This is a genomic window from Sulfurospirillum sp. hDNRA2 (assembly GCF_024206095.2).
Lineage (GTDB): Bacteria > Campylobacterota > Campylobacteria > Campylobacterales > Sulfurospirillaceae > Sulfurospirillum.
This window is the reverse complement of record NZ_CP159800.1, coordinates 656,876-673,695: the sequence shown is the minus strand read 5'-3', so window position 1 is coordinate 673,695 and position 16,820 is coordinate 656,876. Positions and strand designations below refer to the sequence as shown.

The 16,820-nt window shown below is 45.1% G+C and carries 21 protein-coding genes; 8 read left to right on the top strand and 13 right to left on the bottom strand.

Annotated features, from left to right (window positions below):
- Window positions 1–73: 73 nt before the first annotated feature.
- Window positions 74–640 carry a YceI family protein gene (locus NL930_RS03555; protein ID WP_039674127.1) on the top strand — a complete coding sequence of 189 codons (567 nt, stop codon included), beginning with the start codon at window positions 74–76 and terminating at the stop codon, window positions 638–640.
- On the opposite strand, the gene NL930_RS03550 is transcribed toward NL930_RS03555, so the two are convergent.
- The 9 genes from NL930_RS03550 to NL930_RS03510 form a co-directional block, all read right to left on the bottom strand.
- Window positions 635–1,219: a YigZ family protein gene (locus NL930_RS03550; protein WP_254377370.1), complete on the bottom strand. Its 585-nt coding sequence runs from the start codon at window positions 1,217–1,219 to the stop codon at window positions 635–637. The genes NL930_RS03555 and NL930_RS03550 overlap by 6 nt on opposite strands.
- The gene (gene modD / locus NL930_RS03545; protein ID WP_039674131.1) at window positions 1,219–2,040 is read right to left on the bottom strand and encodes a ModD protein; all 822 of its coding nucleotides are present in this window, start codon (window positions 2,038–2,040) and stop codon (window positions 1,219–1,221) included. The genes NL930_RS03550 and modD overlap by 1 nt, the downstream gene beginning before the upstream one ends.
- A gap of 111 nt (window positions 2,041–2,151) precedes the next feature.
- Entirely contained in the window at window positions 2,152–2,814 is a 663-nt protein-coding gene (gene modB / locus NL930_RS03540) for a molybdate ABC transporter permease subunit (protein WP_231964805.1), read from the bottom strand.
- Between the two features lie 4 nt (window positions 2,815–2,818).
- Window positions 2,819–3,535 carry a molybdate ABC transporter substrate-binding protein gene (gene modA / locus NL930_RS03535; RefSeq protein ID WP_254377371.1) on the bottom strand — a complete coding sequence of 239 codons (717 nt, stop codon included), beginning with the start codon at window positions 3,533–3,535 and terminating at the stop codon, window positions 2,819–2,821.
- A gap of 11 nt (window positions 3,536–3,546) precedes the next feature.
- Window positions 3,547–4,401, bottom strand: coding sequence for an ABC transporter ATP-binding protein (locus NL930_RS03530; RefSeq protein ID WP_039674136.1), 855 nt, complete (start codon window positions 4,399–4,401; stop codon window positions 3,547–3,549).
- Window positions 4,398–5,096, bottom strand: a complete 699-nt coding sequence (gene modB, locus NL930_RS03525) for a molybdate ABC transporter permease subunit (RefSeq protein ID WP_039674137.1) — start codon at window positions 5,094–5,096, stop codon at window positions 4,398–4,400. Before modB (NL930_RS03525) ends, NL930_RS03530 begins: the two co-directional genes overlap by 4 nt.
- Entirely contained in the window at window positions 5,089–5,490 is a 402-nt protein-coding gene (locus tag NL930_RS03520) for a molybdopterin-binding protein (protein WP_060825447.1), read from the bottom strand. Before NL930_RS03520 ends, modB (NL930_RS03525) begins: the two co-directional genes overlap by 8 nt.
- Window positions 5,483–6,232, bottom strand: coding sequence for a molybdate ABC transporter substrate-binding protein (gene modA, locus NL930_RS03515; RefSeq protein ID WP_254377372.1), 750 nt, complete (start codon window positions 6,230–6,232; stop codon window positions 5,483–5,485). Before modA (NL930_RS03515) ends, NL930_RS03520 begins: the two co-directional genes overlap by 8 nt.
- Window positions 6,233–6,252: 20 nt before the next feature.
- Window positions 6,253–7,032, bottom strand: a complete 780-nt coding sequence (locus NL930_RS03510) for a TOBE domain-containing protein (protein WP_254377373.1) — start codon at window positions 7,030–7,032, stop codon at window positions 6,253–6,255.
- Window positions 7,033–7,309: 277 nt separating this feature from the next.
- On the opposite strand from NL930_RS03510, the gene NL930_RS03505 reads away from it, so the two are divergent.
- A complete protein-coding gene (locus NL930_RS03505; protein WP_254377374.1) occupies window positions 7,310–8,227 on the top strand; it encodes a D-alanyl-D-alanine carboxypeptidase family protein in 918 nt (305 codons plus the stop codon).
- 33 nt (window positions 8,228–8,260) lie between these two features.
- Here NL930_RS03505 and proC read toward each other — a convergent pair whose 3' ends face one another.
- Window positions 8,261–9,007, bottom strand: coding sequence for a pyrroline-5-carboxylate reductase (gene proC / locus NL930_RS03500; RefSeq protein ID WP_254377375.1), 747 nt, complete (start codon window positions 9,005–9,007; stop codon window positions 8,261–8,263).
- Between the two features lie 123 nt (window positions 9,008–9,130).
- Between proC and NL930_RS03495 the strand changes: the two genes are divergently transcribed.
- Window positions 9,131–9,922 (top strand): RMD1 family protein, encoded by a 792-nt coding sequence (locus tag NL930_RS03495; RefSeq protein WP_254377376.1) that lies wholly within the window; start codon window positions 9,131–9,133, stop codon window positions 9,920–9,922.
- 34 nt (window positions 9,923–9,956) lie between these two features.
- On the opposite strand, the gene NL930_RS03490 is transcribed toward NL930_RS03495, so the two are convergent.
- Window positions 9,957–10,184 (bottom strand): DUF2798 domain-containing protein, encoded by a 228-nt coding sequence (locus tag NL930_RS03490; RefSeq protein ID WP_060825442.1) that lies wholly within the window; start codon window positions 10,182–10,184, stop codon window positions 9,957–9,959.
- Window positions 10,165–11,007 (bottom strand): mechanosensitive ion channel domain-containing protein, encoded by an 843-nt coding sequence (locus tag NL930_RS03485; protein WP_254377377.1) that lies wholly within the window; start codon window positions 11,005–11,007, stop codon window positions 10,165–10,167. Before NL930_RS03485 ends, NL930_RS03490 begins: the two co-directional genes overlap by 20 nt.
- Window positions 11,008–11,434: 427 nt before the next feature.
- On the opposite strand from NL930_RS03485, the gene NL930_RS03480 reads away from it, so the two are divergent.
- The 5 genes from NL930_RS03480 (at window position 11,435) to NL930_RS03460 (ending at window position 16,130) form a co-directional block, all read left to right on the top strand.
- A complete protein-coding gene (locus NL930_RS03480) occupies window positions 11,435–11,827 on the top strand; it encodes a DUF6858 family protein (protein WP_039674154.1) in 393 nt (130 codons plus the stop codon).
- Window positions 11,828–11,845: 18 nt separating this feature from the next.
- Entirely contained in the window at window positions 11,846–12,061 is a 216-nt protein-coding gene (locus NL930_RS03475; RefSeq protein WP_039674156.1) for a DUF4492 domain-containing protein, read from the top strand.
- A complete protein-coding gene (locus tag NL930_RS03470; RefSeq protein ID WP_254377378.1) occupies window positions 12,058–13,587 on the top strand; it encodes a cytochrome ubiquinol oxidase subunit I in 1,530 nt (509 codons plus the stop codon). The genes NL930_RS03475 and NL930_RS03470 overlap by 4 nt, the downstream gene beginning before the upstream one ends.
- Window positions 13,587–14,717, top strand: a complete 1,131-nt coding sequence (gene cydB / locus NL930_RS03465) for a cytochrome d ubiquinol oxidase subunit II (protein WP_254377379.1) — start codon at window positions 13,587–13,589, stop codon at window positions 14,715–14,717. Before NL930_RS03470 ends, cydB begins: the two co-directional genes overlap by 1 nt.
- Window positions 14,718–14,954: 237 nt before the next feature.
- Window positions 14,955–16,130, top strand: coding sequence for a diguanylate cyclase (locus NL930_RS03460; RefSeq protein ID WP_254377380.1), 1,176 nt, complete (start codon window positions 14,955–14,957; stop codon window positions 16,128–16,130).
- Here NL930_RS03460 and NL930_RS03455 read toward each other — a convergent pair whose 3' ends face one another.
- Complete coding sequence (locus NL930_RS03455; protein ID WP_254377381.1) at window positions 16,131–16,805, bottom strand: tetratricopeptide repeat protein; 675 nt, start codon at window positions 16,803–16,805, stop codon at window positions 16,131–16,133.
- Between the last annotated feature and the right edge of the window lie 15 nt (window positions 16,806–16,820).

Sequence of the window (16,820 nt, the reverse complement as noted above, 5' to 3'; positions counted from 1 at the left end):
TCCCCCGTAGCAGAGCCGTAAGGAAGGTACGATTATACTATAGACGTCATTACTTTACTCGAAAGGATCGTCTATGAGGCATATCGTACTTTTTTTAAGTGCTACGGCACTTTTCTTCTCGTTTGCACATGCAAAAGAATTCGTCATCGACAATACGCACTCCAATATCGGATTTAGCATCAAGCATATGATGATATCCAACGTTAAAGGTTCGTTCGAAAATTACTCCGCCGATATCGACTACGACGTCGATAAGAAGGTCTTTACCAAACTCAACGCCAAAATCAACGCCTCTTCGATCGATACGGGCATTACCAAACGCGATGATCACTTACGAAGTGCGGATTTTTTCAACGTCGACCAGTTTAAAACGATCGATTTTACGATGAGCGGCTATAAAGACGGAAAAGTCTACGGCAAGCTTTCGATGCACGGCGTTACGAAAGAAGTCGTCTTAAATGCAACCGTTCACGGAGTCGTTAAAGACTTTCAAGGACATCAACGCATCGGTTTTAGTTTGGAAGGGCAAATCAACCGCAAGGATTTTGGATTGAATTGGAATAAACTCTTAGAAGGCGGCGGCTTAACGGTCGACGAGATCGTCAAAATCGCGATAGAAGTCGAAGCGATCGAGTTATAAAAGTTTAAATCCTTCCGCTTCAAACACTCCTGCGAAGCTTACAAAAGCCTCTTTTTGAGCTTCGCTGAGCGTCATCTTCCAATAAGCCCCTTGCGTATCGAACGTGCGTTGAAATAGAAGCGTTTGCGTGCTGCAGTAATGTTCAAAACGCGCGAGAAGCGCAAAAGGCGTAAAAAACTCTACCGCGGTTTGAAACTCGAACGTCACAAGCGTCGAAGCACCGATCGCCTCTTTGGCGGCATTGCCGTACGCACGCACCAAACCGCCCGTTCCCAGTTTGATACCTCCGAAATAACGAACGATCAAAATGCCCGCATTGACGATTTCAAAACCTCGCATCACGCTTAAAATCGGAGGTCCCGACGTTCCTTTCGGTTCACCGTCGTCACTGTTATTTTCAACGATTTGACGGTATTCGTTAAAAACCCTTTTAGCCCAAACAATGTGCGCGGCTTTGGGATGTTCGTTTTTTAATCTGACATGTAAAGCCTCAAACGCTTCTATCGGGCACAAAAACGCTATAAACGTCGACTTTTTTTCTTCCGACGAAGCATGGTAAACGGCTTGCACCGTCTGCATCAGCACTTCTCGATAATCACGCGAATATCGGCGGGTTTGGCATGATAGGGCGAAGATGTCACGATACAATCGGCTCCCGCTTGAGCGTATTCGCCGATATTTTTCTCGTTCACGCCGCCCGTTGCGGAAAAAAAGACGGAGGGAACTTCGCGGCGTACCGACGCGACGCATGCGCTAAACTCTTCGGGCGTCATTTTTTCACACTGCAAAATATCCGCGCCTAAACGCGCAAAATAGAGTGCTTCGTCTGCATTTTCGACCTCGACGACGATTTTCTTTTCCAAAAATTGTTGTTTCATTTTGCGAAACTGTGCTTCAAACGATGCCTTGTCGTCGAAAAAAACGCGATGCTGTTTAAAAACCAAAATAGAGTCGTACAATCCCAAACGATGATGCGCTCCGCCGCCGGCGTATACGGCTTGAAGGGCTAATTCTTTGGTACGGGGGAAAATTTTACGCGTGGTTAACAGTTCGATATGCGGATTGTAAAGGCGTGCTTGCGTAAGCATCTCCGATGTTTTCGTCGCAATCCCGCACAAGTATTCTAAAATATTTTGACACACTTTCCAAACCTGATGAACCTGTGCCGCACTTCCGTAAGCTTCTAAAATAAGTGTATTTGCTTCCACAAAATCGCCGCTTTTACAAAAGCGTTTGACGCTCAGATGCATCTCTTTGCACATCGTCTCGACGATTTCCGCACCGCATAAAACGACCGGACGTTTCGGTGCAAAGGTAATTTTTGCATCCAAATCTCCGATGCCTAGACCTACGGTCGTTACATCCATCAAGCCGATATCTTCTCGAATCATATCCATCATAACGTATAACCTTTGTCTATTAAAATCATTTTTTTATTTTAACGAAAGTTTCTATTGCCTAACTTTAATCCATTGCTTCCGTTACTTGTAAAAAAACTTTGTTCCGATGGGTTAAAGCACTTTATCGCGGCGTTCTAAAAAATGCAATGCCGCAAATACCGCTAAAGAGACGACGATCAAAATCGTACACAAACTTAAAGCAAGCGGGTAATCTCCGTCGAAAACGGCATTGTAGATTGCAAGCGAGATCGTATCGGTTTTACCGACGATATTACCTCCCAACATCAGCGTAATGCCGACTTCACCCAAAGCGCGGGCAAGAGCGATCAACAGTGCGGCGATCAGGCTTTTACGAATGGAGGGTAAGACGATAAAACATAAGGTGTAAAGCGGCGATTTTCCGCTCATGTACGCGGCTTCTTTGATCGCCTTGGGGAAAAGTTCTATCGCCGATTGTAGCGGTTTGACCATCAAAGGAAGTGCTGCAACAAATCCCGCTAATACGAGCCCTTTAAAATCAAAAATAAAACGAATGCCTATTTGGTTCAAATACGTGCCGATCCAGCCGTATTTTCCCAGTAAAAGCAAAAGCAAAAAACCGATTGCGATCGGAGGGAAAATCAAGGGTAAGGTCACGAGCGTTTCTAAGAACCATTTGTATTTGAGTTCTTCTTTCGAGAGTAAATACGCTAAAGGAATGCCTAAAACCACTAAAAGCAGTCCGACACATCCCAATGTTTTGAGGCTTAGCACCAAAGGGTGCCAAACCTGCATCCACTCAAAGCCCATATTTTTCGAATACGGCTTTGGCTTCGGGCGTTTTCAAAAAGGCTTTAAACTGACGACATGTAGCATCGCTTTCACATGCCTTTAAACTACCGGCGACGATCTCGATTTTACCGTAGTAGTGTTCCGGAATTTTGACGTAACCGCCGATTTTATCAAAACTATCCAGCGCGGCGGTTAGGTTCATAATGCCCGCATCCACTTCGTGCGAACCGACATACGCGCTCACTTGCGGAACGGTTGCGACGACGATGAGTTTGTCTTTGACTTTGTCCGTCAATTTTGCATTCTCTAAAAATTCGATACCCGCATCGCCGTAAATCGCTTTTTTCGCTTCGGGCATTCCTACGCTCTTAATCGAAGAATCGGCAATATCTTCGGCTTTTTCCAGATGCACGCCCTTAGCGTAAGCAATGACTGCTTTGCCTTCTCCGATCGTTTGATACTCGACGAACGCTAACTCTTTTTGCTTTTCCAAAAACTTTTTATCGGCAATCACGACGGCAATATCCATCTGTTTGGCTTGGGCAAAAATTTGCGCCATATTGCCGTAAATCGCTTCGACTTTCGGATATTTTGCTTCGTAGAGTTTGAGGACTTCTTGGACGGGTTTTTTATACCCTGCACCTGCGGCGATTTTTAGCGCATCGGCATACGAACAAACCGACAATAATGCGCTTGCGAGCAAGCCAACGTACCATCTCTTCATCTTAGAGCTCCTTATTTCTTATGTAAAATCGGTGCAAATGCTTTCGTACCGATATTGACGATATCTCCCGCACGCAAATTTTGCGCCTCGCCCTCGTCCAATACGACTTCGACGATTTGTTGACCGATCGCAACGATCGCGACATAAATCACGTCGACTTTCACGATGTCTAAAAGCTCGCCCTCAAACGAAAATTTTTGACTGCCTTGCGTACGCAGCAACACGCTTTTAGCATCGCCGTCTTGAACGATTTTTCCTTGAGAGAGAACGACGACGCGAGAGCTAAGCTTATACATCTCACTTGGATCGTGACTGACCATGATCGTCGTCGTTTCAAACGCTTTGTGTAAACTGAGTATTTCATGCTGAAGCTTGGTTCGCATCGAAGGATCGAGTGCCGAGAGCGGTTCGTCCATCAATAAAAGCTTCGGTCGATTCATCATCGCGCGACACAAACTCACGCGCTGTTTTTGTCCGCCCGAAAGCGTTGCCGGTTTTCGATGCGCCAGTTCGCTTAGCTCTGTCATTTCAAGAAGTTGCTCTGCTAAAGCTTTGTCTTTTTTAACGAAAAGCAGGTTTTCCAAAACACTCATATTCGGGAAAAGCGCATAGTCTTGAAAAACAAAACCGATCCCGCGTTTTTGCGGCGCACGGTAAACGTTTTGATCGAGCCAAACCTCCCCGTCGACGCAAATACGACCTTTGGCTTTTTCCAATCCCGCGATAATACGAAGCAATGTCGTTTTACCGCTACCGCTTTGACCCGACAAAGCGACAAAGCTTTGCCGATCAATACGAAGGTCGATGCAAAGATCCATCTTTCCTAAAGAGCCTAAAAGCTCTTTTTCGATGCTGATTTCGATCATGATAGACCACCGAAATGGCTGTTCTGTTTACGGTTAAACATATACACCGATAACAAAACACAAAAACTAATGAATACCATTATGCCGCTATAGATATGCGCACCTTGGTAATCCATAATCTCAACCATCTCGTAAATGGCAACCGATGCGACTTTGGTTTCACTCGGAATACTCCCGCCCACCATTAACACAACGCCGAATTCGCCGACCGTATGAGCAAACGTAATGACGACGGCGGTAAGCATAGAGGGTTTAATATTGGGCAGCGCGACGCGAAAAAGCGTAGAGAGATTGCTTTTACCGGCAATATAAGAAGCTTCGAGCATATTTTTCGGTAGAGCTTCAAAGCCGCTTTGTAAAGGTTGTACCATAAAAGGGAGAGAATAAAAACAACTTGCTACAACCAAACCCGTAAAATTAAAAACTAATTTTATACCGAACACGTCTCTAAAAAATTGACCGATAGGAGAGTGAAACGAAAGAGTGAACAGAATATAAAAACCTAAAACAGAAGGAGGCAAAACAATAGGCAGAGCGGTTATTGCTTCAAAAATAGGCTTATAACGTGACCGAGTCTGCGATAATTTCCATGCTAAAAACAATGAAATAATCAAGAGGATAACCGTTGTGATGCTCGCAAGCTTGAATGAAATGAAAAATGGGGTCAATTCCAATGCCGTTATTTTTTCAAACATCGAGAACCTCCGTGATAAAGACTTCGCTCGCCTTCATCAATAAGACGACTTCATCGCCCACCTGTAAACGCATGCGTTTGCACGATGCCATCGTCATGAGGCTTTGCATCACAGATGAACCGACATGTAGCTCGACGTTACACAAAAGCGTTCCTTCTTCGATACGATGAACCGTTGCGTAAATTTGATTGGAGTAGCTCAATTCTCCCGAAAGATTTTTGGCGATAGCAACGTGGGAAGGTTTGACGCCTAAGATAACGTTCGAACCTACATGTACGTTTTTTGGTAGCTCCAATCCCATCATTTTGAGGGAGTAATTTTCCCCCTCAAAATGCACGATATGAAGATTTTGCGCTTCTTCGATTTGACTGATACGTGCCGGTAGCTTATTCATTCACCAAATATCCGTAGCTTTTGAAAATTTTTTTGGCGGGAGCACTCAAAATAAAATCGTAAAACGCTTTGGCTTCCGCGTTATGCTCGGCTTGTTTCAAGACGACGATACCTTGTGCAATCGGCGTATAAAGTTTGGCATCGACCATCACCCACTCTTTGCCCTCTTTATAATTTTTCATTTTATCGCTGTAAAATGCCGATGCATTGACAAATCCTACGTCAGCCGCGGTAATCGAAAATTGTAATGCTTGAGAAATGCTATCGCCGTAAACCAATTTGGGTTCGGTTTTTTCAAACACCTTGGCATTTTTAAATGCTTCAATGCTCGCCGTTCCGTACGGTGCGGTCGTTGGATTGGCAATAGCGACCTTTTCGACTTTCGGCTCGTTTAAAACTGCCATTCCTCGGCTCAGATCCAACCCTTTCGTACTCACCATCGCTAAAGCACCGCTAGCGTAAACAACCGGTTTGGTGATCGCAAAGTGTTCCGCATAAAGGTTTTCGGGGAATTTCATATCCGCGCTTAAAAAAAGATCGAACGGCGCGCCGCTTTTAATTTGCGTCGTAAATTTTCCGCTTGCCCCTAAAATCGTATTGACCTTGGTATTGGGGTTGTTTTTGGCAAACTCCGTTTTTAATACCTCAATCGCATCGCTCAGATTTGCCGCAACGGCAACGCTGATTTCTCCCGCAAGAAGAGAGACGGAAAGAAGAACGCTTGAAAGAAAAAACTTTAACATGTAAACTCCTTAGAATAATTTTATTTTCCGATTAAGATACTGCTGGATTTAATGATGGCGCATACTCGTGAGCCGACGCAAAGAGCAAGGCTTTTCACCGACTCGGTCGTGATGGTAGCGACGATCACGTCGTTTTGTCCGATGTCGACGCTCACTTGGGCATTGACTTCGCCGAGTTTGACGTCGGTGACCATGCCTAAAAGTTTATTGCGCGCACTGGTCGCAAGTTCGATTTGATTCGAAATCAATACCGAAGAGGCCTTGATAATACCGACAACCTCGTCACCGATAGTTAATCCCATCTCTTCCACTGCGCTATGCGTGATAGTCGAGACTAAAAGAACACCGCTTTTAAGGACGATGCTGACTTCCGCATTCACTTTTGCCAGCTTAATGTCGCCTATTTTTCCCATTAACTGATTTCGTGCACTGATTTGCATGGCTATCCTTTGTATGTGTTTAAGAAAACCTTTTTCAAAATTACCCACATCAGAAAGCCGATTTAAAAACCTCTCATACTCTTTTTTTAAAACGGCATAGTTGGCAATGATCTCTTGCCCAAAAGAAGTCAGCGTCGTTCCGCCGCCGCCGCTTCCGCCCGTTACGCGTACGACCAAAGGATGATCCGAGAGGTTGTTCATCGTATCGACGGCCTCCCAAGCCGCTTTGTAACTAAGACCGACGCTTTTAGCGGCACTGCTGATCGATCCCGTCGTTGCGATCGCCTCTAAAAGCCGAATCCGCTTTTCAAGGAGTGCCGGTTTATCAAAGCTTAAAAGTCCCGTACCGAAGTTTTCCATAACGTCCTCTATCCTTATGTAGTTGTAGTATATAACGATGGATCGAAATAACCTTAAAACGGTTAAACATCACTGCATTATAACGTTATTACCTTAAAAGATATAACGACTTTATGATGAATTTTTACTCACCAAAACGCTTTAACGATCGTGAAGACGCCTCAATGCTTTTCTAAAACGACGTAATTTGAGCAAAACGGCTATTTTAGCCGTTTCAAAAAGATAGACTTAAGGTTTTTTGATTAAAATGAAAAAAAATTTTTTTGAAAAGAGTCCCATGATCCGACCGTTATTGACGCTTTTTTGCGGAACAACCCTTTTAGTCACCGGTTTGAGTGCAGCCTATTTAGATAAAGAAACAGCCGACCGTATTAAAAAAAACACCGATGCGATTATCGCGAAAGATTTGAACAATAAACAGCTTATTTTTGCCAAAGACGAACAAAAAATCAACCAACCCGCAAGCTTGACGAAAATCATGACGGCGATGTTGGCGATCGAAAGCGGACGTATGAACGACGTCGTGACGATTACACGCGAGATGATTCAAGTCGAACCCACCAAAGCCAACTTGCGCGTCGGAGAAAAATTTTATTTACGAGACCTCGTCAAAGCGGCGATGGTTATGTCCGCTAACGATGCGGCAATGTCGATCGGCGTCTATCTAGGCGACGGCGATGTGGATAACTTTGTCAAACAAATGAACCAAAAAGCTAAAAAAATCGGTATGAAAAATACCAATTTTACCAATCCGTGCGGTTTTGACATCGGCAACCACTACTCGACCGCCCAAGATTTATTGGCACTCAGCGAATACGCGATCAAAAACAGCCAGTTCAACGATATGGCAAAACTCAAACGCCATGATTTTAGGGCACTCAATACCAAACGCAGTTATGCGGCATACACGCACAATAAATTGCTCAACAACTACAAATATGCGGTCGGAATCAAAACGGGATACACGCAAAAAGCAGGACCGTGCCTCATCGCACGCGCCAAAAAAGATAACAAAGATATTTTGGTCGTCATGCTCAATTCCGAACACCGTTGGAACGATATTAAAACCATTTTCGAAGACGTGCTCCCCGATATTACCGAAGATAAACCCGTTGCGAAAAAAGCGGTCGTAACGCCGAAGAAGGCGACGAAGAAGGCGTCTTCGGCAAAAAAAAAGGCTCAAAAGCTCGCTTAGCCGAGCTTTTTAAAGCCAAAAAATAAGTCGAGCTTAACGGCTCAAATCTTTTGCTCTTTCGTATGCTGCATCCATCGCTTTGATGAAACTGTCGCGCACTTTGCCCTCTTCCAATTTCATATATCCGGCAACCGTCGTGCCCGCCGGCGACATGACTTTATCTTTCAACAGTGCGGGATGTTCACTTTTTAAAAGTTCGCCGATTCCCTCAAACAGTGTCGCGATCATCGGAAACGTCAATTCCCGCTTGAGTCCCAAATTGACCGCGCCGTCGCTTAACGCTTCGGCAACCAAAGCAATCCAAGCCGGCGCACATCCTCCAAGCCCCATCGCTATATCAAGCTCTTTTTCGCTTCCAAGCCAAAAGCAGCTGCCGATCGTCTCCAAGACTTCCAAAGCGACAGGCTTTAACGCTTCGTCGCCGCATAAGGAAGTAACGGATTTACGCACCGATGCCGCCATATTCGGCATAGCGCGTACGTAATGTCGAGCTTGAATTCCCTCTTTAAGTTGCGCTAAGCTTACACCCGCCATAATCGAGATAACGCCTTGTGCGACGCCTTGCGTTCGTAAAGCGGGAAACGACTGGGGTTTGATCGCCAAAATAACGACATAGTCCTCTAGCGAAGGCGTTTCGTTCACGATCGTTACGTTCGGAAACGTCTCTTTTAAAACGTGCGCGCGTTTTTCGTTTTGTTCTACGACCGTAATATCTTTGACATGTAAGCTTTGAAGCATCGCTCCGCCCATATTTCCGGCACCGATTAACAGTAATTTCATACCCTATCCTCGTTTTTGAAAAAATTATAACGCAAATTTCGTTAAGTCCGCTTTTGAGTCTGCCGTAACCCTTGTGAAACCAAAAAACGTTATACTATGTTTACTTTATGCAAGGATCGTACAATGGCTCAAACGCTTCCGCTTGTTTCGATTTATCTTCCCAAGCCTTACCGCAAAGACGAAATTGAAATGCGTTTGACATGTTCGATGAAAAAAGGAATCGAGCAGGCGTTTTACACCGAATATAAAGAGACCTATCTTGTGTACACGCGCTTTAACGTCATTACGTTTATCAACTGGGACAAAGATTCGATCGTCAAAGCTTTGGAAAAGCTCGGTGTCGAAGATGCACCAGCGTTTGAGCGGCACTATCTTTATCAAGATTACCCTATCGAAATCGATGCCTCGCTCTCTAGCGCGTGCAACGTTTATAACGAACGCATCGTCTTAAAAGAACCCTTAACGCTTTATCTCGTTATTATCGCATTGATCGTTTCGCAAAGCGTCGGACTCGAAAAATACGAGCAAGATTTGAGCCTTCATTTTGAAGAGAGTCAACGTTTATTGGATTTAACGCAGCACTATTCGCTCTTTCGCCGTTCCAAAATCATCGTTTTCGCACGCACCTTAAGTGCCATCCAACACGCGATGGTGAGCGACCTGTTTTTACTCGACAAACCCAACATTTTATGGGACAACGCGGAAGCCGAAAAACTTTACAACCGCCTGTCGTCGATTTTGGAACTGAAAGATCGCTTTGAAATCGTCGAACACAAACTCTCGCATCTCAAAGACGATATTTCCATGTCACTCGATCTGATTAACCATAGGCATAGCGAAGTTTTAGAGTGGATTATTATCGTACTGATCGGTTTTGAAATCGTTATGGGGCTGATTGAATTCTTCAAAGCCTGATAGACGACTTTTTTTCGGCAAGCAAGCAAGTCGCCTAATGCTTCGCTACAACCTTATTCACGATCTTTCGAACAATCGGGACAACCGTTAAAACGGCAGGAAAGGCTACAACATACGCTCTCCAAAACGCCTGAAACCATTTCATCCCAAAACCGTCGATCAAACCGACGTTAATCAACGTGATCACAAACGACATCAAAAGGGTCATAAAAAAAGACATCAAAAAAGCAAAGGTGATAAACTCATACTTTTTGGGGATCAAACGTACCTCCTACGATTTGAATTTCGTGTTTAGGGTAAGAAACGGCAATGCCTTCGTGTCGCAGCGCTTGATAAATCGCCAAATTAACGTCGTATTGCGTTTTAAAATAACGCTTCGTCGGAACCCAATAACGAAGTCCGATTTCAATCGCGCCTTGCGCCAATTGCGCAATGCCGACCAAGGGTTGATGCGTTTGTGAAACGTCAGGACAAGCATTGAGCGTCGTTTGAATCAACGCAATCGCTTGAAGCGGATCGCTTTCGTATGTGAGAAACAATCGACTCTCAACAACTCGTTCCTCAAACGAATTAACCAAAATATCGCCGATCATCTTTTTATTAGGAACGCTGATGAGCTCTTCGTCTTCGTTACGAAGCATCGTATACGAGAGCTTAATCTCCTCCACCACGCCGTAAACGCCTGCAACCAAAAGCGTATCGCCGACTTTAAACGGGCGCGAAACGATCAGCAAAACTCCCGCGGCATAATTGGAAACGCTTCCTTGCAACGCTAATCCCGCCGTGAGCGAAGCTGCACCGATTGCCGCGACAAAAGGCGCGATCGAAATGCCGACTTTGCCTAAGGCAATCACGATCATCGCCGTTAAAATCAACACTTTGGCGACGTTCGCTAAAAAGCGCGACAACGTCATATCCAAGCGATATTTCGCAAACAAACGCATCAAAAGCGCGTAAACGTATTTTGCCCCGAACCATCCGATCACGACGACGATCAGCGCACCGATAAGCTGGAAACTGTACTGCGTCAAAAACTCGATCACGACGCCGTAGACTTTTTGAAGGCTTTTAAGTTCGTGTTCCACTTCGTTCTCCTTCAGTTTATTATCTTTTGACACGCCTTTGAAGCAAAGCTCCAAACGCTACGCTAACGCTGAGTTCTCTTCGGCAGAGTGCCCTGCACCTTCGGTGCTTTTTTATCTTTAACACGCCTTTAGAGCTAAGCTCCAAAGACTACGCTAACGCTGGGTTCTCCAAGACAGAGTGCCCACGCACCTTCGGTGCTTTTTATCCGACATCTTTTCCGTCATCTTTCAAATTTTAGGGTGAAGAGGTTTATTTCACTACCCAAAGCATAGCATACTCTCTCTTAACGTTTTTTTCGAAATGAAATGAACATATGTAAAAGGATAAAAAATATCTGAATATTTCTTTCTAGAGTCAAATCGTCTGGTTTTTATTAATTAAAATAAATTATTATTCTAATCAAATAAATCTATAAAAGGGAAAAATATGACAAAAACCGTTTACATGGACAAATACCCGATCTTTAGTTTGAGTATCGAAAAGAGCGAGTGTAAATACGATACGATCGAGGCTATTTTGGAGGCGTTAAAAGCGAAAGTCGAAGCCCATCCGATTGCAAAATTTATTGCCGTTTTTAACAATTACGAGCATACCAAAAGCCTTGAAGGGGAAATCGCTCCGGAAATTCTTGATGCTAGAAATCTTGTTTTTTGCTTCGGACAAGCGATTCCGAACTCTAAAATTCTAGCGGTTCGCCCTCGTTCCATCGGCATTTGCGAAACGAAAGAGCGTTTTATTCTCGATTTTCTCGAAGCTCCCAAAGAACAAATGCACGCAACGATGGAAAGCTGGGTCAAATCGCTGATCAACGTCGCCTGAGAACTTTAGGAGAAATCCATGCGCCTTTTATTTGCTTTGTTTGACTTCTATAAAGAGGGTTTTGCACACTTAACCCTCGGCAAAACGCTTTGGAAAATTCTCTTCGTCAAATTGTTGATTATGGCGGTCGTGTTTAAGCTTTTGTTCTTTAACACGACCTTGCACACGCGCTTTTCAAACGACGAGGAGCGGAGTGATTTTGTTTTAGAAAATCTTACGAAGGAGAGCCGATGAGTGAGCTAGCTTCGGTAGATTGGAGTCGCGCTCAGTTTGCGTTGACGGCGATTTACCATTTTTTATTTGTTCCTTTAACGTTGGGATTGAGTTTTATCATTGCGATTATGGAGACGATTTACGTTACCACAAAAGAGAGTGCGTGGAAGAAGATCACGCAATTTTGGATGGGTCTTTTTGCTATCAACTTTGCCATCGGCGTCGCGACGGGATTGATTATGGAATTTGAGTTCGGTACGAACTGGGCAAATTATGCATGGTTCGTCGGCGATATTTTCGGCGCGCCTTTAGCGATCGAGGGCATTTTGGCGTTTTTCATGGAGTCGACCTTTTTTGCCGTGATGTTTTTCGGCTGGAATAAAGTCGGTCCCAAATTTCACCTTCTTTCGACCTGGCTCGTCGCCGTAGGCTCCAATCTTTCGGCCTTTTGGATCTTAGTCGCCAACGGCTGGATGCAGTATCCTATCGGTATGCATTTTAATCCCGCCGCCGCGCGTAACGAGATGGCAAACTTTTTCGACGTCGTTTTTTCTCCCGTCGCTATCGCCAAATTTTTACATACCGTTGCTAGCGGTTACGTCATCGGTGCGCTTTTCGTTATCGGAATTTCGGCATGGTTTTTACTCAAAAACCGCGACGTGCTTTTTGCCAAACGCTCTTTGGTCGTAGGCGCATCTTTTGGACTTTTAACCTCTCTTTTTTTAACCATCAGCGGAGATGAGAGTGCATACCAAGTCGCACAACACCAACCGGTCAAACTGGCGGCGATGGAAGGATTGTATCAAGGAGAGTCGCGTGCGGGGATTATCGCGTTTGGCATTTTAAATCCCGACAAACGTCTCGGCGACGACGCACACGAATTTTTAGGCGATATCGAACTGCCTTACATGTTATCGTTACTCGGACATCGAAACGTCGATGCTTTCGTTGCCGGATTGGAAGATTTGGTCTACGGCAATGCGGCGCACGGATTGCCTTCGGCTCAAGAGCGCATCGATAGCGGAAAGATCGCACTCAAAGCTTTAAGCGATTTTAGAACCGCCAAAGCACAAAACGATACGGACGCGATGAAGACGCACGAAGCGATTTTACAAGCGCATATGAAAGATTTCGGCTACGGGTATTTTGAGAAACCCGAACAAATCGTACCGCCGATCGCCCTTTCATTTTACAGTTTTCACATCATGGTTTCTCTTGGCATGTGGTTTATCGTCCTTTTTGCATTAACGCTTTTCTTGACGCTCAAACGCGACGTTCAAACCAAAAAACCGCTTCTTTACGCCGCTCTTTGGAGCATCCCTTTAGGCTATATTGCCGCCGAGGCGGGTTGGATCGTCGCCGAAGTCGGCAGGCAACCGTGGGCGATTCAAGATCTGATGCCCACACATATTGCCGCGACGCATTTAGGAAGCGGAAATATCGCGCTTTCGTTTAGCTTATTTGCACTTTTATTTACGGCGTTGCTGATTGCCGAAATTAAAATTATGCTGAAGCAAATCGCTATCGGTCCTAACGGAGGTCACTGATGTTTGAAACGCTCTCGTATGTTCACCTCCAACAATTATGGTGGATGATTCTTAGTCTCTTAGGCGGCATTTTTGCCTTTTTACTCTTTATTCAAGGCGGTCAAACCTTGTTGTTTAGCCTTCCTCGCAACGAAACCGAAAAGAGCATGCTCGTCAACTCTTTAGGACGTAAATGGGAGCTGGGCTTTACGACGCTCGTTCTTTTCGGAGGAGCTATTTTCGCGGCATTTCCGCTGTTTTACGCCACGAGTTTCGGAGGGGCCTACTGGGTTTGGCTTGCGATTTTGTTTTGTTTCATCGTCCAAGCCGTCAGTTACGAATACCGCAAAAAGCCTCATAATTTTTTAGGGCAAAAAACCTACGAGGCATTTTTATACCTCAACGGTTCGCTAGGCGTAATACTCATAGGCGTTGCGTTAAGCACGCTTTTTAGCGGGGCGTCGTTTCGTCTCGACGAAAATTTCTTCGTCCGATGGGAAGGCTCGTTTCGGGGTCTTGAAGCCCTGTTCGTACCGCAAAATTATCTTTTGGCGTTTGCCCTTTTCTTTTTAGCAAGGTTGTGTGCCGGACTTTACTTTTTAAGCAATATCGCGTCTCAAACCTTACATGTAAGAATTCAATCGATGCTTTTGCGCAATACGCTTTTCTTTTTGCCGTTCTTTCTCGGATTTTTAGCATGGCTTTTTCTCAAAGACGGTTACGGCTACGACGACAACGGCGTCGTATTCATCGTCGCTTTCAAATATTTCGACAACCTTCTTGCGATGCCGCTTGTCGCTTTGATGCTCGTACTCGGCGTTAGCTTCGTGCTCATAGCGCTTTATCTTGGAATCGTCAAAGCGCATCGGCAAGCGATTAAGCTTATGGGAACGGGTATCGTCCTTGCCGTTACGTCCGTTTTCTTACTCGCGGGATTAAACCAAACGGCATTTTATCCCTCGCTCTCGTCGCTTCAAAGTTCACTGACGATCCAAAACGCCAGCGGCAGTTTTTATACGCTCGTTACGATGAGTTACGTCGCACTTTTGATCCCTTTCGTCTTATCTTACATCGCTTACGCATGGTACGCAATGGATCGAAAACACATCGACGAAGCCGAAATGACCGATCCGGCATCGCATCATTATTAAGGAGAAAGTATGGACTATACCGCATCGATTCTATGGCTTATCGCATGGCCGATCGTCATTTTTGCCGCTTATCGCCTCATCCGTTTTAACCTGAAGCAGCTCAAATAACCCAACAAAGAAGCATCGCTTAGATGCTTCTTTCAACTTTTTCGAGATTATTTTTTAAACTATATCTTACATCAAGCATTCGCGTGCTACTATCCGACCTATGAATCCTTATTTTTTAATACGATGCACATGAGCATCCTCCATTCCCTTATTTTTTTCGGTGCACCTCGGTCGGAAATCGACTCAAACGATTTAAACGATCGCATCAATCTTGAACGCGCCAAAATCTATTTCAGCCATACCAAGATCAGCCTTTTATCGCTTTTTCTCGGCCTTATTATCGGCGTCGTTTTACTCGACTTTTTTGAGGTTTCATGGACCTTAATTACGCTCTGGTCGCTGGCACTTAGCACACTCGGCATCGTGCTGTTTCGCTATGAACAACACGTACACGCTCTGACGTTAACCCCTCAAAACGTCGGAATATTAATTGCGAAACGTTTGGGCATTAGCTTTGGTATCGCATTGGTTTGGGGTCTGTTTATTCCCTTAATGCCCGAATCCTCCAAATTGGCGTACACGCTTTCGTATATCGCGATGTCGACTTTCGTGCATATCGGGTTTTTAAGTTTTAGCCTGATTCCCATGCAGTTTTGCATCAATTTTTTAGGCGTGCTTTTGCCCTTTGAAGCCACGTTAGTCAGCGAATATTTCAAAACCGACGACCCGTTTTTTGCGATCTTGGCGGCCATTTTTATGCTGTGCGAAGGGGTTTTATTTCTCAAAGCACTCGTCAACGCTAAAACCGCCGTACGCGTTATCGTCTTAAACGAAAAACTCAAAGACGAAATTCTTGCATCCGCCGAAGCCAAAAAACGAATCGAATACCTCGCATACCACGACCACCTCACCGGCGTATGGAATCGACGCTACATCGAAAACTTCATCGATGCTTTACGAAAAGAGCGTCACACGTTCGGTATTATTTTGCTCGATATGAATTATTTTAAAGAGATCAACGATACGTACGGACACGCATTCGGCGACGAACTCTTGATCGGTTTTGTTCAAACGATGCAACCTGCGTTACCGAAATCTGCGTGCTTGGGACGTTTGGGAGGCGACGAGTTTATCGTCGTCTTGAGGGAGTGCCATAGCTATACGGTGCTTGAAGAGACAATGCTCACGCTTAAAGCCCTTTTGAAAAAAGTCTACACGATCAACGCCGTCGAAATCACAAGCAGCACCAGCGTCGGAGCGGCATTATACCCGATCGACGCCAACGACGTCGAAGCCCTCATCCGCCTTGCCGACGAGCGTATGTATGCCGATAAACACAAGGATCACCGCATTTTCAATCCGTAGTCAATACCATTGGGCGTTTTTCATGCTCTCGTAGTTCTTGCATCCCGCTTCATCTCCCAAACTGCATGCTTGTTGAAACAGTTGGTACGCTTTTTTTTCATTGACGTTGATACCTTTTCCGCTTAAATACATCATACCAAGATTCGTACAGGTCGACGCGTCGTTTGCGTCGCAAGCTTTTTGGTAATACAAAACCGCGTACGCATCGTTGCCGTCTTGTTCGTACAAGGTACCTAAATGCGCGCAACTTTTCGCATCGGCGGCTTCGCAGGCTTTGTCGTAATAGTCCACGGCTTTTTGCATATTTTCGTCGGTACCGACACCGTTTTCGTACAATTTCGCCGCGCTCGCGCATGCGCTCATGTCGCCCATTTCGCAGGCTTTCGCGTACAGATCGAGTGCTTTAGCGGGATGAATGCCGGCATGTCCGTTTTCGTACATGTAAGCAAGGTGCGTACACCCTTCGGCAAGTTCAAGCTGGCATGCTTTGGTGTAAAGCTCTCTTGCTTTGGGGAAATTTTGATGGACGCCGTCGCCCACATGGTACATCGCGCCTAACGCCAAGCAGGCTTTCGCGTCGTTTTGGTCGCACAGGTTTTGAAAATAACTCTCTCGGTTGAAGTCCAAAGCAAACAGTGCGGAAGCTAAAAAGCACATTGCTATCCATGGTTTCATCCTCTTCTCCTTGCC